The 14,044-nt window shown below is 55.8% G+C and carries 16 protein-coding genes; 15 read left to right on the top strand and 1 reads right to left on the bottom strand.

The window, feature by feature from the left end; all coding sequences use genetic code 11:
* Positions 1 to 71: 71 nt before the first annotated feature.
* Positions 72 to 1,319 carry a MalY/PatB family protein gene (locus BLO51_RS04165; RefSeq protein WP_245719523.1) on the bottom strand — a complete coding sequence of 416 codons (1,248 nt, stop codon included), beginning with the start codon at positions 1,317 to 1,319 and terminating at the stop codon, positions 72 to 74.
* A gap of 249 nt (positions 1,320 to 1,568) precedes the next feature.
* Between BLO51_RS04165 and BLO51_RS04160 the strand changes: the two genes are divergently transcribed.
* From BLO51_RS04160 to BLO51_RS04095, 15 genes are all read left to right on the top strand, one after another.
* Positions 1,569 to 2,735, top strand: coding sequence for an ROK family transcriptional regulator (locus BLO51_RS04160; RefSeq protein ID WP_090667207.1), 1,167 nt, complete (start codon positions 1,569 to 1,571; stop codon positions 2,733 to 2,735).
* Between the two features lie 227 nt (positions 2,736 to 2,962).
* Positions 2,963 to 4,894: a heavy metal translocating P-type ATPase gene (locus BLO51_RS04155; RefSeq protein WP_090667563.1), complete on the top strand. Its 1,932-nt coding sequence runs from the start codon at positions 2,963 to 2,965 to the stop codon at positions 4,892 to 4,894.
* Positions 4,895 to 5,100: 206 nt separating this feature from the next.
* Positions 5,101 to 5,277, top strand: a complete 177-nt coding sequence (locus BLO51_RS29050; RefSeq protein ID WP_167670101.1) for a hypothetical protein — start codon at positions 5,101 to 5,103, stop codon at positions 5,275 to 5,277.
* A gap of 251 nt (positions 5,278 to 5,528) precedes the next feature.
* Positions 5,529 to 5,762 carry a hypothetical protein gene (locus BLO51_RS04150; protein ID WP_090667204.1) on the top strand — a complete coding sequence of 78 codons (234 nt, stop codon included), beginning with the start codon at positions 5,529 to 5,531 and terminating at the stop codon, positions 5,760 to 5,762.
* Positions 5,763 to 5,953: 191 nt separating this feature from the next.
* On the top strand, positions 5,954 to 6,598 hold the full coding sequence (gene eutL, locus BLO51_RS04145; RefSeq protein ID WP_090667201.1) for an ethanolamine utilization microcompartment protein EutL: 645 nt from the start codon (positions 5,954 to 5,956) through the stop codon (positions 6,596 to 6,598).
* A 27-nt stretch (positions 6,599 to 6,625) separates the two neighbouring features.
* The gene (locus BLO51_RS04140; protein ID WP_090667560.1) at positions 6,626 to 7,159 is read left to right on the top strand and encodes a BMC domain-containing protein; all 534 of its coding nucleotides are present in this window, start codon (positions 6,626 to 6,628) and stop codon (positions 7,157 to 7,159) included.
* Between the two features lie 18 nt (positions 7,160 to 7,177).
* On the top strand, positions 7,178 to 8,674 hold the full coding sequence (locus BLO51_RS04135; RefSeq protein ID WP_090667198.1) for an acetaldehyde dehydrogenase (acetylating): 1,497 nt from the start codon (positions 7,178 to 7,180) through the stop codon (positions 8,672 to 8,674).
* 78 nt (positions 8,675 to 8,752) lie between these two features.
* Positions 8,753 to 9,040, top strand: coding sequence for an ethanolamine utilization microcompartment protein EutM (eutM, locus tag BLO51_RS04130; RefSeq protein WP_028552846.1), 288 nt, complete (start codon positions 8,753 to 8,755; stop codon positions 9,038 to 9,040).
* Positions 9,041 to 9,045: 5 nt separating this feature from the next.
* Positions 9,046 to 9,834 (top strand): phosphate propanoyltransferase, encoded by a 789-nt coding sequence (pduL, locus tag BLO51_RS04125; RefSeq protein WP_090667195.1) that lies wholly within the window; start codon positions 9,046 to 9,048, stop codon positions 9,832 to 9,834.
* A 6-nt stretch (positions 9,835 to 9,840) separates the two neighbouring features.
* On the top strand, positions 9,841 to 10,707 hold the full coding sequence (locus BLO51_RS04120) for a hypothetical protein (protein ID WP_090667192.1): 867 nt from the start codon (positions 9,841 to 9,843) through the stop codon (positions 10,705 to 10,707).
* A gap of 6 nt (positions 10,708 to 10,713) precedes the next feature.
* Positions 10,714 to 10,995, top strand: a complete 282-nt coding sequence (locus BLO51_RS04115) for a EutN/CcmL family microcompartment protein (protein WP_090667189.1) — start codon at positions 10,714 to 10,716, stop codon at positions 10,993 to 10,995.
* A gap of 10 nt (positions 10,996 to 11,005) precedes the next feature.
* Entirely contained in the window at positions 11,006 to 11,347 is a 342-nt protein-coding gene (gene eutS / locus BLO51_RS04110) for an ethanolamine utilization microcompartment protein EutS (protein ID WP_090667185.1), read from the top strand.
* 3 nt (positions 11,348 to 11,350) lie between these two features.
* Positions 11,351 to 11,791 carry a EutP/PduV family microcompartment system protein gene (locus BLO51_RS04105; RefSeq protein ID WP_090667182.1) on the top strand — a complete coding sequence of 147 codons (441 nt, stop codon included), beginning with the start codon at positions 11,351 to 11,353 and terminating at the stop codon, positions 11,789 to 11,791.
* A 156-nt stretch (positions 11,792 to 11,947) separates the two neighbouring features.
* Positions 11,948 to 13,393 (top strand): sensor histidine kinase, encoded by a 1,446-nt coding sequence (locus BLO51_RS04100; protein ID WP_090667178.1) that lies wholly within the window; start codon positions 11,948 to 11,950, stop codon positions 13,391 to 13,393.
* A gap of 55 nt (positions 13,394 to 13,448) precedes the next feature.
* The gene (locus BLO51_RS04095; RefSeq protein WP_090667176.1) at positions 13,449 to 14,042 is read left to right on the top strand and encodes an ANTAR domain-containing response regulator; all 594 of its coding nucleotides are present in this window, start codon (positions 13,449 to 13,451) and stop codon (positions 14,040 to 14,042) included.
* Positions 14,043 to 14,044 lie beyond the last annotated feature (2 nt).

Raw genomic sequence — 14,044 nt, 5'->3', positions numbered from 1 at the left:
AAAAAAGGGATTCACATAGTTGGAGATAACCAATATGCGAATCCCTGAACCGCCGGATACGCGGTATGCATTTATCCGTTCAAGCTTTTTTCTATGCGCTCCAAAGCCTTTGCTAAAGTCTCTCTGGGACATGCAAAATTAAGCCGTTGAAAGCTTTCGCCGCCGGAACCGAAAATATATCCGTCATCCAATGCTATTTTTGCATTTTTTTGCATGAGCTGCTGCAGCTCCGAGTCAGTATAGCCAAGGGCTCTAAAATCCAGCCATGCCAGATAGGTCCCTTCAGTCGGTATAAGCTTCACTTTAGGCATTCGCTCCCTCAGGAACTTCTCAATAAACTCTAAATTCGCTTGAAGATAGTGAAGTAATTGTTCCAACCATTCTTCCCCATCATGATAAGCTGCAATTTGAGCTACGGATGCGAAGACTCCCGGGTCAATATCAATTGCTGCAAGCTTATGGTTCAACTCTTCTCGAATCGTTTTATTAGGAATAATGATGTCGGAAATATGCAAACCTGCCAGGTTGAATGTTTTCGAGGGTGAAGTGCAAACGATAGAGTTCATTTTAAAATCTTCAGAAATGCTGGCGAACGGAATGTGACGATGAGGAAGGTAAATTAAGTCTGAATGAATTTCATCCGAAATGACCAGCACATTATGTTTTAAACAAATTTCACCCACCCGTTTTAGTTCGTCATATGACCATACACGTCCGACCGGGTTATGGGGGCTGCAAAGAAACATTAGTTTCGTGCGAGAGTCTTGAGCGATTTTTTCTAATTCTTCAAAGTTCATTTTGTACTCGCCATCGGTGAGCACTAGCGGATTGTTTGCGATTTGACAGCCATTGTTGGTGATAATCTTGGCAAAAGGGTAATAGACAGGGCTTTGAAGGATCACTTTATCGCCAGGCCGGCAAAACGTTTCTACAATAAAATTAAGTGCGGGTATGATTCCTGGAGTAAAAAGAATCCATTCCTTCTGTATGCTCCAACCATTTCTCTTTTGTTGCCAATGAACGGCAGCCTCCAAAAAAGCATCGCTTTTATGCCCATATCCAAAAATTCCATGCTGTGCCCGCTTTATAATTGCATCAATTATCGGCTGCGGAACTTTAAAGTCCATATCTGCTATCCACATCGGAAGGCTATCTTCGTCTCCGAAGTTCTCTTCTAAATACTTCTTTGACCATTTGATGGAATCGGTTTCTCTGCGGTCAATAATTTCATCGAAGTTATACGTTGTCATGATAGCTCCTTTTTCGTGTTTAGGATTCATATAAAAATCAATTATATCAGCGCAAATGATAACGTTCAATATTTGCCGTAGGCATCATTTCTTAGGGCCAGGGCCTTTTGACATCTTCCATGATTTACAAACAAATATTGACAAAAGAAAAATCCATGCTATGATTCAATTATTAACACCATTGGATTAATTATAGATGTTCAATTCATTTTAACCGCTTTCAGTTTGGTGATCCGCATTTTTATGCCTAACGATGATCAAGGATTAGAGCTTGTCAAGACTTTAATTAACATGGGTGGAATAAAGAGGTTTCGGCGTATGAAAAAAATTGTGAAGCACGATCAAGACGTCATCCGACAGCATAACAAGCAGATGATCCTTGATATTATCAAGGAAAAACGGCCCATTTCGCGGGCGGAAATCACGAAGATTACCAAGCTCAGTCCGACCTCCGTCGGGCGCATTGTCGGCGAACTGTGCGAGCAGGGGCTCGTCCGGGAAACGGAGCTTTCGTCCGGCGGTGTCGGGCGCAAGGCGATTATGCTCGATATCGATCCGCAGGCCGTCTTTTCCATTGGCATCGATATCGGCAAAAATATCGTACGCTTCGGCATCATGGAGTTTAGCGGCAAGCTGCTGTATGAGCTTCTGGTCGGGCATACCGCCATCGACACGGAAGCCGGACGCACGATCGATCTCATTGCCGACACGATCAACCGGCTGGTGAAGGAGCAGGGACTGGAAAGTTCGAAATTGATCGGCATCGGCATCGGCGTGCCCGGCGTTATCGATCACGAGCGGGGTGTCGTGCAGTTTTCGTCGACCCTTGGTTGGAGAAATGTGCTGCTTGCCCGCCATATGAAGGAGCGGACGGGGATCGACACGGTGATCGACAACGACCTGAAGGTCAAAATATTGGCCGAGTACTTGTGCGGCTCCGCCCGGGGCTCCAAGAAAACGGCGTTGATCGAGCTTGGCACCGGGGTCGGCTCTTCGCTCATCATCGACGGGGAGATTTTTCGCGGCGGCTCCAATAGTGCCGGGGAGCTCGGACATACGACGCTCGATCCGAACGGCAATTTATGCGAATGCGGCAAGCGGGGCTGCCTGCAGACGTACATCGATGAATCGGCGATTTTGCACGAAGCGAACCGGATCGTCGAGATCGGCGATATCGGACAACTGTTCGAAGCGGCCCGCAGCGACGAGAGCTGGGCAAAGGAAATTATATCGCGGACTTCGCTGTATATCGGCATTGCGATCAACAACATCGTGTGCATGTACAACCCCGACGCCGTCATTTTGAGCGGCAACATGGTGGAGAATTATAGCGATATTGTCCCTCTGATCGAGGAGCAGTGCGCACAGGTCGTCTGGGAGCCGTTCCGGGGCGGGTTCAAAATCCTCGCTTCCGATTTGAAGGAGCAGTCCATCGTCATTGGCGCGGCATCGCTTGTGCTGAATAATTACGTGAACCAAAGCTGAGCGCCGCCTCCCGCAAAGGGAGCAAGAAGGCAAAATATCCGCTTTACTTTTTAAGGTCGCAGCCGTATAATAACTTTAAAATGTTGCCCCAGCGCAAAAATGATGCGCCAATACAAAAATGAAAATCATTCTCACTACCATGCTGTTCCCTAATTAGGGAACAGCATGAGTCATTTTTAGGGGAATAAAAACGATAGTCATTCTCAATGAAAAAGGAGTTGCTGAACATGATCCACTCGGTAGATACAGCCCAACCTATCGACAAGCCGGAAGTAAAGAGGAAGAAAGGCCATATCGTTTCCGTGCTGTCGCGTTACGGCGAGGCGATCGCCGCTTTGGCAAGCGGCGTATTGATTGCGGCCGCCTGGGTCGCGGGGCACTCGTCCCCGTCCTTCTCGATATGGCTTTATTGCTTCGCGTTTCTTATTGGAGGATTCGTCAAGGCCAAGGAAGGATGGCTCACGCTTGTCCGCGAAAAGGATCTGGATGTCAACCTACTCATGATCGTCGCGGCCATCGGCGCAGCCAGCATCGGTTACTGGATGGAAGGAGCGGTATTGATCTTTATCTTCTCGCTCAGCGGCGCCTTGGAGACATTCACGATGGAGAAGAGCTCCAGAGATATTTCGTCCTTAATGGATTTGAAGCCGGAAACGGCCATCGTGTGGGAAGAAGGGGCGGAAAAGCGGGTTCCCGTCGAACAGCTGCGGATTGGCGATCTGGTGCTGGTCAAACCGGGCGAGCGCCTTCCCGCCGACGGGATCGTCCAAGAAGGAAGCTCGGCCGTCAACCAGGCTTCGATTACCGGCGAGAGCATTCCGGTGGATAAAACGGCGGGAGACGAAGTGTTCGCCGGCACCCTGAACGGTCAGGGCGCGTTGTTTGTGCAAGTGACAAAATCCAGCGAGTCGACGCTTTTCTCGAAGATCATCCGTCTGGTTCAAGAAGCGCAAAGCGAAATGCCGAAATCCCAGCGGTTTATCGAACGCTTCGAACGCATGTATGCCAGAGTTATCATTTTGGCGACGCTGCTTCTCATTGCGCTCCCGCCGTGGCTGTTCGGCTGGAGCTGGAACGATACGCTTTACCGGGCGATGGTGTTTTTGGTCGTAGCCTCGCCGTGCGCGCTGGTCGCTTCCATCATGCCGGCGATGCTCTCCGCGATATCCAACAGCGCAAGAAAAGGGCTGCTGTTTAAAGGCGGCGCCCATTTGGAGCGTGCATCGCACATTCGCGCCATTGCGTTCGACAAAACCGGCACCTTAACGTACGGCAAACCGTCGGTGACGGATTTCCTGACTTACCAGGCGTGGAGCGAAGAGGAACTGCTGCGGATAGCAGCTTCCGTTGAAAGCTTATCCACGCATCCGATTGCCAAAGCCATTGTAGACAAGGCCGAACAATTGTCGCTGGAACTGGAGCGGCCTTCCGATTTTCAGGCGCTGGCCGGGTGGGGCGTTCAAGCCGGGTTGGCCGGGGAATTCTGGAAAATCGGAAAGCCGGGCTTCTTTGAAGAAGCCGGGATTGACGGGCAGGTTCTCTCCGATGTCTGCAAGCTTGAGCAGGAAGGAAAAACCGTCGTCTTGATTCAAAACGCCGCCGGCATTGCTGGGATTATCGCTCTTCAGGACGCCATCAGGCCGCAAGCCAGAGAGACCGTCGCCAAGCTGAAGGAACTGGGCGTGCAAGTCGTCATGCTGACGGGGGACCAACGGCTGACGGCAGAGGCGATTGCCAGAGAGGCTGGAATCGATCAGGTGTATGCCGGGCTGCTCCCGGAAGACAAATTGAACATCGTCAAAACCTTGAAAGAGAAGTATACGCACGTCGCCATGGTTGGAGACGGGATCAACGACGCTCCGGCCTTGGCCGCGGCATCCGTCGGCATAGCGATGGGGGCGGCAGGCAGCGATGCGGCGCTGGAAACGGCCGATTTGGTGCTGATGAACGACGATTTGGACAAAATCAAGGAAGCGATTGTTTTGGGAAGACGCACGACGCGAATCATCAAGCAGAACATCGCTTTTGCCGTTACGGTGATCGCCTTCCTGATTGCCGCCAATTTTTTCAAAGGAATTCCACTGCCGCTCGGGGTCGTAGGCCATGAAGGAAGCACGATTCTGGTCATTTTGAACGGACTACGGCTCCTGCGCTCCTAAGCGGCTGCAATGGATGCAATGGTGTGATCCGGGCTGCGGCCGGACCGTCGCCCCCTGCGAAAGCAGGGGGTTTTTTGTTGCCTTTCTAGCGAATTCGTGCCTTCTTTCCGACGATCGTAAAAAACAATTGTATTTTTGAAAAAATGCGCTACAATGATGATAATGATTATCATTTTTACAACGGGAAGACAAGGGAGAGAAAAAGGATGGATCTGTTACTTCCGATCATTACGGCCGTGTTGGTTATCTTGGGAAGCGTCTGCTTGTTCATCTCCATTGAAAATGACCGGCGCGTCCGCGAATTCCGCTCGAACGGACTCACCTCGCGGCGGATGCGGGAATCGGACGATCCGTCCAAACGAAGCAACGAGAGCTTCGCTTAAGCCGATCCGGAAGCTTTGGTCTTACACTTGACCATAGAACAACAATAAATCGCTGCCACCGGGAAACCGGTGGTTTTTTGCGCTGGCCCCGAAGCCAACACGAAGCGGGCGGTCGCCTCGATGGAAATGGGCGTGAACGAAACGTCCAAAGGAACGGCGTCGGCGGTCTCCTCCGGACGCTTAAAGATTCTAAAGCCCCTTTTTCCCGAATAAGCTGTAGTGTGGAGTATTCGGAACGGGGAGGAATGAAAATGAAGCGAATCACGGCACGGCGGATCGGATGGGTCATCTTTGGCTGCATGCTGGCCTCCGCCGCCGTGTTGCTGTATCTTCAAATCATAGGCGAGCTGATGTTTGGAATCGCGCTGGTGGGCATAACGTTTGCGCTATCTATGGGCCTGTTGTGGATGTCCGAGCTTGAAGACGAGGCGGCTGAACGTGAGAAGAAAGAGGGCCGTACAAGCCGGTTCGAGCGATCAAGGTAAAAATTGTGATGACCTACTTCAATGACAGCGCTTGCGAAATCGTGTGATTTGATTTACAATTCGATTATGAAAACCATAAAAAAATAGCATGAAGGCAACGGTGCCTTTGGATTGGAGAACGCTTTCGCACGTTCTTTGGTCCGGGGCGCCTTTTTGTCGTCTTTTGATGTATGACAGCGGAGGTGAACCTAGTGAAGCAGCCGATTCGAGCCGTGCCGCTGGCCGTCCGCATCATTCCGAATGTGGACCCGGAGCTGGCCCGGAAGCTGGAGCTGAAGCCGGACATCCGAAGTTTGGGGATACTAACGTCGAGTATCGACGACGTCGGCTATACGGCGCTGGACGAGGCGACCAAGAAAGCGGCGGTGGAAGTGGTATATGCCCGTTCCTTTTACGCGGGGTCGGCGCATGCCTCGGGCCCGCTGTCGGGGGAATTTATCGGGATGCTGGGCGGCCGGACGCCGGACGAGGTAAAAAGCGGGTTGGACGCGGCGATCGCTTTGATGGAAAACGGCGCGTGCTTTTATTCCCTGAACAGCGAGGGTACGCATGCGTACTACGCTCACGTCATTTCGAGAACGGGTTCCTACTTGTCCCAGGTGGCGGGCATCGCCGAAGGCGAGCCGCTCGCATATTTAATCGCGCCGCCGCTCGAAGCGGTGTACGGCTTGGATGCTGCATTGAAGGCGGCGGACGTCAGACTGTGCCAATTTTACGGCCCGCCGACGGAGACGAACTTCGGCGGCGGTTTGCTGACGGGCAGCCAGTCCGCTTGTACCGCGGCGGCGAGCGCTTTTGCCGATGCGGTTCTCAGCGTCGCGCGAGAGCCGAAATAATCTGGTTAACGAAAGCGGGTGATGGAGATGACACAGTCGAGAACAGCGCTGGGACTGATTGAGACGATCGGCGTACCCGCCTTGATCGCTGCGGCCGATGCTGCGGCGAAGACGGCGGACGTCCGAGTTATGACGTTTGAAAAAGCGGATGCAGGACTCATTACCGTATATATCGTAGGAGATGTCGCTTCCGTCCGGGCGGCCGTAGAGGCAGGCGGAGAAGAAGCCCGCAGGGTAGGCAAGCTGGTCGGGACGCACGTGATTCCGCGGCCGGATCTTTCCGTTTCAGCGATGCTGGAAAGCATATGGCGAAAGAACGCCCCGGCGGAGCCGAAGCCGTCTGCGGAGCCGTCTGCCGACGAGGCGGCAGCGGACGAAGCGGCGGGCCTTTCCGGGACGGGAGACGGGGATGCAGTATCCGCAGAGGCGTTGGCCAAGCTTTCGCTCCAGCAGCTGCGGGAGCTTGCCCGCAATACCCCCGGATTCCCGTTGAACGCTTCCGGCATCGGCACGGCGGCGAAGGCCGAGCTGATCCGGCTGCTTACGGAGAAGAAGGACTGAAGGGAGTGAGAACCCGATATGAAGCTGGACGCCGATTTGCAGGCGATACAGGATGTGCGCAGCCTTCTGCAGGAAGCGAGTCAGGCCCAGAAGCTGCTGGAAAAAATGACCCAGTCGCAGATTGACGACATCGTCGCTGCGCTGGCCCGGGCGGCCAAGGCGGAAGCCGTACGGCTGGCCGAAATGGCTGTGGAAGAGACCGGGTACGGCAAAGTTGCCGATAAGACAGCTAAAAATCTTTTCGTCGCCCGAAACGTTTACGAGTCGATGAAAGACATGAAGACAGTCGGGATCGTGCGCAAGGATGACGAGCGCAAGGTGTGGGAGGTGGCGCAGCCGGTCGGCGTTGTCGCCGCGATCATCCCGTCGACCAATCCGACGTCGACCGTTATGTTCAAGTGCATGATCGCGCTGAAGGCGCGCAATGCGATCGTCATCAGCCCGCATCCGTCGGCGCTGCGCTGCTCGCAGGAAGCGGCCAAGGTGATGCGTCTGGCGGCAGAAAAGGCGGGGGCTCCCGCCGGTTTGATCCACTGTTTGTCGAAGCCCTCGGTCGAGGCGAGCAACGAGCTCATGCGGCACAAGCGGACGGATGTGATCCTGGCGACCGGCGGCACGGCGATGGTCAAGGCCGCTTACAGCTCGGGCAAGCCCGCGTATGGCGTCGGGCCGGGCAACGTCCCGGTGTACGTGCACCACAGCGCGAACCTGTCCCGCGCGGTCAGCTTGATTTTGCAAAGCAAGACGTTCGATTACGGCACGATTTGCGCTTCGGAGCAAGCGATTGTCGCCGACGCGTCGATCAAGCCGCAGCTCGTCGAAGAGCTGAAGCGGCAGGGCGCTTATTTTCTGGACGAGGAGCAGAAGCGCAAGGTCGGCTCGATTTTGACGATCGGCAAAGGGTTGAACCCGAAGGTCGTCGGCCGGTCGCCGCAGGTGATCGCAGAGATGGCGGGCTTTACCGTTCCGCCGGAGGCGCGGGTATTGATTGCGGAAGAAACGAACGTCGGACATGAGTACCCGTTCTCCGTGGAGAAATTAAGCCCGGTGCTGGCGCTCTACACCGTAAAGGATTGGCTGGAGGGCTGCAGCCGCTGTATGGAGCTGCTAGAGCTCGGCGGACTCGGGCATACGCTCGGCATTCACTGCGAGAACGAATCCGTTATCGAAGCGTTCGGGCTGGAGAAGCCGGCCTCGCGCATCGTCGTCAACTCGGGCACGACGTTCGGCGGCATCGGCGCTACGACCGGCATTACGCCGTCGTTTACGCTGGGCTGCGGCTCGTTCGGCAACAATATTACGTCGGACAACATCGGTCCGCAGCATCTGCTCAACATCAAGCGTGTCGCCTTCGGCATCCGCGAGATGGATATTGCCCCTGCGGCGGCGCAGGCGGTAGAGCGGACGATGGAAAAGCTTCAGCCGGAAGCCTCCGGCAATCCGGGGATTTCGCGGGAGGATGTTCTGCAGATCGTCCGCAGCGTGCTGTCTGAATTGCAACTGGAAGCCAAGTAAATTTAATCCGGTAAGTTCAATCCGATAAGTTCAATTTTGAATCATCGACTAAAATTTTATTCCAGGGAGGAATAGACAATGGCAGGAGAAATGGCGGCACTCGGAATGGTAGAAACGAAAGGACTCGTAGGATCGATTGAAGCGGCGGATGCCATGGTGAAAGCGGCCAATGTCAAGCTGATCGGAAAAGTGCATGTCGGCGGCGGTTTGGTGACGGTGATGGTACGCGGCGATGTAGGCGCAGTGAAAGCGGCAACGGATGCCGGGGCGGCAGCCGCGGAAAAAATCGGCGAGCTGGTCTCCGTACACGTTATTCCGCGTCCTCACACGGATATTGAATTCATTCTGCCGAAGCTTGAAGGCTAATCCCTATGGCGCTGATTACGGAAACGAGTCTGCGCAGCCGGCTGGCGCAGGGGCTCCCAAATCCGTATCCGATTGCGGCCGGGGACCTGCTGACGCCGGCGGCCAATGATTTTCTGAAAAGCCGGGGCATCGCCATCCAGCGTCTGAAGGCCGAAGCTCCGGCGGCCTTGCCTGCGGAGCCGGCGCCCGAAGCGCTGCTCCTTCCCGTCGGCGTCTCGGGCCGGCACGTGCATTTGTCGCCGGAGCATGTCGAGGCGCTGTTCGGCGAAGGGTACCAGCTTACCCCGCTGAAGGAGCTGTCGCAGCCCGGACAATTTGCCGCACAGGAAACGGTTACGCTGATCGGTCCGAAGGGCGTTTTGCAGAACGTGCGCATTCTCGGGCCTTCGCGCGGGGCGTCCCAGGTGGAGATATCCCAGACGGACGGCTTTGCGCTCGGCGTGAAGCCCCCGGTCCGGCTGTCGGGCGATCTGGAAGGCACACCCGGTATCACAGTGGCCGGCCCGAAGGGCGCGGTCGTGCTGGCGCAGGGCTTGATCGTCGCCAAAAACCATGTCCATATGTCGCCTGACGACGCTCAGAGGTTTCAGGTGTCCGAGGGGGACCGCATTATTCTGCAAACCCGCGGCGACCGGCCGCTGGCGTTTACGGACGTTGTGGTCCGGGTGAATCCGCGTTACGCGCTTGACGTTCATCTCGATACGGACGAAGCGAACGCCGCTCAACTGAACACCGGAGATACGGTGCAAATGATCGGCAAAAACGGCGTGTTCACGCGTGCGGAAAGGGGGTAGCGAAGGATGGAGATCAAACCGATGATCGAATCGATCGTCCGTGAGCTGGTGCAGGCGATGCAGGCGGAGCAGATGAAAAAGCCCAAAGTGCTGTATCTGTTTTGCGACAGCACCGCGCACGAGGCGTTCACGGACCATTTTATATTGCTCAAAAACAGCGGAATCTGCTACGATCTGCTGTTTCTAGACGGAGAAACATCTGCATGGCTCGGCCTGCACAAAATCGAAAGCAGCGGTCCTGGCAAAATTATTGCCGCCGACGAGTATGCGCCCGCGCCGCTGGAGCTGCCGCTTGAATACGATGGAATCGTCATTCCCGAGATCGATGTGGATAACGCCGCACGGGCTGCGCAGGGGCTGAAAGGGACGGTGAAGGCGGAGATTTTGTTTTCCGCGCTCGTCTTGAATAAGTTCGTGCTGATCGGGGACGATATACCCGGATTGAAACGGGCGGACCGGCGTACGCTGAAAACGCTGACGCTGCCGAAGCCTTACGTCAAGCTGTTCGAGCGGTACAAGCGCGAGCTTGCGGCCCTCGGCGCGGAGTTCGCTCCGCAGAAGCTGCTGGCGGAAGCGGTCGTGCGCAAATGCGGCGCGGCGCAGCGCCAGACGGGCAACGATGCGTCGGCTAAGGGCTCATCGTTGCCGGAAGCGGCCAGCGCTCACGCTGGAGCCGCGAACGGCCGTGCGGCAGCGGCAGGCAGCGCCGTGTTCGAAGGCAAGCTGCTGACCGCCGAATGGGTGAAGCGGCAGACGGATACTGCGCCGGACGTGCGGAAGCTGATCCTTAGCAAGGGAACGATCGTTTCGCCGCTGGCAGCGGATTTGCTGAAGGAAAAAGATGTCACGGTCCAGTATGCGGATAAAGGGTGAGTTCCTATGTTTATGGGGAAAGTGATCGGCAGCGTGTGGGCCACACAGAAGGAAGAAGGCATGGACAACCTGAAGCTGATGGTCGTCCAGCCGATCGATTTCAAGGACCGCGAAGCGGGGCAGCCAGTCATCGCCGCAGACCGCATCGGAGCGGGCGTCGGCGAGAAGGTGATTATATCCCGGGGAAGTCCGGCCCGCGTGCTGTTCAGCGGCAAAATGGTGCCCATCGACGCCATGATCGTCGGTATTGTGGACAGCTTCGAGGTCGGCGACGACAGCGGAGGTTAGGAGGGGACGTATGGAACAGGACAAACAGCGGGTCATTCAGGAATACGTGCCGGGTAAGCAGCTCACCCTGGCACATGTCATCGCTAACCCCGATCCCGTGCTGTATACGAAGCTCGGGATCGAGAAGGCGAGCGCGATCGGCATTCTGACGTTGACGCCGACGGAAACGGCGATCATCGCAGCGGATATTGCCACGAAAGCCGCGAATATCGATATCGGCTATTTGGACCGCTTCACCGGCTCTCTGGTTATCGTGGGAGACGTATCCGCGGTCGAAATGGCGATCGAATCGGTCAACAACTTTTTGCACGAGAAGCTGAAATTTTCCATCGCTCCTTTGACGAGGTCGTAAGCCATGCGTAAAGTCATGATCATCGGCGCCGTCGGCGCCGGCAAATCGACGTTGGTCAAAGCGCTGATGGGCGAGCAGGAGCCGGCGGTCAAAACGCAAAGCCTCGTGTTCCGCGACTGGCTGATCGATACGCCCGGCGAGTACAGCGAGAATCCGCTCTACTATCGTTCGCTGATGGCGACATCGTATCAAGCGGCGGCGATTTTGCTCATACAGGATGCGACCCGCAACCGGAACTATTTTCCGCCCGGCTTTGCCGAGGGCTTTCCGATTCGCGCCATCGGGGCCGTCACGAAAATCGATCACCCGAAGGCCGATCCGGACCGGGCAGTCTCGCTGCTCCGGTCATCGCTGCCTAAAGGGGAGATCCTCTTGACGTCGGCGGCCGGCGGCGATGGCATCGCAGAGCTGAAGGAGCTGCTGCTGGGCATCGTGAACCGATAGCTTCGAGCGTGTAGCAACGGGTACAAAAGGAAAACCTGCCGGGAAGCGCAACATACCGGAAGAAATTTACCATGTGTAAGGGCTTTCTTCGCAGCGCGGTTTGTGTGACAATAAAATCGGTGCATGTATAAATCAATACGTCGTGAGGGATTGCTTATGCCATCGATTGCCGAACTGTGCGCGGAGCGCACCCTGTTATCTGTAGAAGAAGTGAAAGTTATTATAGATTTGTCGCAACATTTGCAATTGTTCGCCGACGTGTTCCAGTCGGACGTGTTCATCGACTGTCCGCTTGCGGATCAGGGTACGGCGCTTGTCGTAGCCGAGGCCAAGCCGACAACGGCCCCGTCGCTTTACCATTCGTCGGTGGTCGGTCTGCACGCTTATGCGCACAACGAGCCGGCCGTCATGTTTTGCCTGCTTTCCGGCCAGCCGGTCATCGGTTCCCGGGGGATATCCCAGGAGCAGATCGCGATGCGGCAAAATGTCGTTCCGATCCGCGCCAAAACCGGCCGCGTGATCGGTGTGCTGATCATGGAGCAGGACATTTCGGAGATCGTCGAGCAGGAAAAAAATGTGGAGCGGCTTCGTGAAACGACGGAGCAGCTCAGCGAAACGCTGCTTGCGGTCGCTTTATCAGAAAGCAGCGTCCAGTCGCTCATGCACGAGGGCATTGTGCTGTTCGACGGACAGGCGCATGTGACCTATGCGAACCCGCGCGCCCGGAAAATGCTGCAGGAGATCGGGCACAGCGGCGCTCCGGAAGGCTCAAGTCTGGTCGAGCTGTTTTACGGCAGGCTCGATCACGCTTCGCTGCTTGCGCCAGCCGGAATCGTCCGTCAAGAGCTTGTGATCGGGCATGTCGCGCTGGAGCTGAAAACCGTCTCGATCAACCGGCAGCAGCAGGGCGCCCTCGGGCTGATGCTGATCCGGGACATCTCGGACTTGAAGGAAAAAGAGAAGCAGCTTGTTATTAAATCGGTTGTCATCAAGGAGATTCACCATCGGGTCAAAAACAATCTGCAGACCGTTTCCAGCCTGCTCCGGCTGCAAATGCGCCGCACGAAGCTGGACGAGGTCGAGAAAATATATCGCGACAGCATCAACCGCATCAACAGCATCGCCGTTATCCACGAGATGCTGGCCTATGACGGGCTGGAAACGATCCAATTCAACGATGTGCTGGATCGCATCGCCAAAAACGTCGTCTCCTCCACGGCCAAGCCGGATCAAGTGATCCGCATCGCCATTTCGGGGGACACCCTGACGCTGCCGTCCGACATCGCCACCACGCTGGCGCTCGTCTCCAACGAGCTTGTGCAAAATTGCGTGACACATGCGTTCGTCGACCGCGAACAGGGAGACATTCGGATCTCGCTGTATGGCAGTGGGCAGATCGTCCGCATGGAGGTAGCGGATAACGGCATCGGGCTGCCCGCTGCAGGCGATAGCGCCGACCGGAAAGGCCATCTCGGCTTGAAAATTACGGAAACGCTCGTGCGCGAAAATCTCGGAGGCCTCCTGCAGATGGCTTCCACCGGGGAAGGCACACAGGTCACGATTACGTTTCCGCTTTTCCCGGCGGAGCCGAAACCGGTCTAAGCGCCCGCCCCACAAGCGGCGTCTTATTCGCCGGACTTATTAAGGAGGTGTCAGGATGAAGAACTCGATCGTCGTCGTGGATGACGACCCGATCATTCGAATGGATATCCGCGAAATGCTGGAGGAAGAAGGTTATGCGGTGGCAGGGGAAGCGAAGAACGGCGAGGAAGCGATCGAGCTCGTCGCCGCGCTCAAGCCCGACCTAGTTATCATGGATGTGAAAATGCCGGTGATGAACGGCATCAAAGCGTCCCGCATCATTCGCAGTCTGCATGACACGGAAACGTCCGTCCTGCTGCTGACGGCGTACAGCCAGAAGGAGCTTGTGCAGGATGCCCGCAGTGCGGGGGTTGCCGCCTATTTGGTCAAACCGGTGTCGGAGGAGGATTTGATCCCGGCGGTCGAGATTGCGCTCAGCCAGAAAGAAAGAATCGACTCGCTCAAAAAAGACCTGGAGCAGCTCAAGCAGTCGATTGAGGAGCGGAAACGGATCGAGAAGGCGAAAGGGATCGTCATGAAAACCTTCGACCTGGATGAAGAAGAAGCGTACCGGAAAATGCGCGCCGTCTCGATGGCGGAAAGCATGCCGCTGATCAAGCTGGCGGATGGAATATTGAAGGACGGGCCGAAGCGCTGGCTTGGTCCTTGAAA

Origin of the sequence: Paenibacillus tianmuensis, assembly GCF_900100345.1 — a bacterium.
Lineage (GTDB): Bacteria > Bacillota > Bacilli > Paenibacillales > NBRC-103111 > Paenibacillus_G > Paenibacillus_G tianmuensis.
Note: the sequence above shows the minus strand (reverse complement) of the source record. Positions and strands in the feature narration are given on the sequence as shown.

Excerpts from the sequence above, each read along its gene's own strand:
- BLO51_RS04160 (WP_090667207.1), top strand. The coding sequence starts at position 1,569 with ATGAAAAAAATTGTGAAGCACGATCAAGACGTCATCCGACAGCATAAC.
- BLO51_RS04155 (WP_090667563.1), top strand. The coding sequence starts at position 2,963 with ATGATCCACTCGGTAGATACAGCCCAACCTATCGACAAGCCGGAAGTA.
- BLO51_RS29050 (WP_167670101.1), top strand. The coding sequence starts at position 5,101 with ATGGATCTGTTACTTCCGATCATTACGGCCGTGTTGGTTATCTTGGGA.
- BLO51_RS04150 (WP_090667204.1), top strand. The coding sequence starts at position 5,529 with ATGAAGCGAATCACGGCACGGCGGATCGGATGGGTCATCTTTGGCTGC.
- BLO51_RS04140 (WP_090667560.1), top strand. The coding sequence starts at position 6,626 with ATGACACAGTCGAGAACAGCGCTGGGACTGATTGAGACGATCGGCGTA.
- BLO51_RS04135 (WP_090667198.1), top strand. The coding sequence starts at position 7,178 with ATGAAGCTGGACGCCGATTTGCAGGCGATACAGGATGTGCGCAGCCTT.
- eutM (WP_028552846.1), top strand. The coding sequence starts at position 8,753 with ATGGCAGGAGAAATGGCGGCACTCGGAATGGTAGAAACGAAAGGACTC.
- pduL (WP_090667195.1), top strand. The coding sequence starts at position 9,046 with ATGGCGCTGATTACGGAAACGAGTCTGCGCAGCCGGCTGGCGCAGGGG.
- BLO51_RS04120 (WP_090667192.1), top strand. The coding sequence starts at position 9,841 with ATGGAGATCAAACCGATGATCGAATCGATCGTCCGTGAGCTGGTGCAG.
- BLO51_RS04115 (WP_090667189.1), top strand. The coding sequence starts at position 10,714 with ATGTTTATGGGGAAAGTGATCGGCAGCGTGTGGGCCACACAGAAGGAA.
- eutS (WP_090667185.1), top strand. The coding sequence starts at position 11,006 with ATGGAACAGGACAAACAGCGGGTCATTCAGGAATACGTGCCGGGTAAG.
- BLO51_RS04105 (WP_090667182.1), top strand. The coding sequence starts at position 11,351 with ATGCGTAAAGTCATGATCATCGGCGCCGTCGGCGCCGGCAAATCGACG.
- BLO51_RS04100 (WP_090667178.1), top strand. The coding sequence starts at position 11,948 with ATGCCATCGATTGCCGAACTGTGCGCGGAGCGCACCCTGTTATCTGTA.
- BLO51_RS04095 (WP_090667176.1), top strand. The coding sequence starts at position 13,449 with ATGAAGAACTCGATCGTCGTCGTGGATGACGACCCGATCATTCGAATG.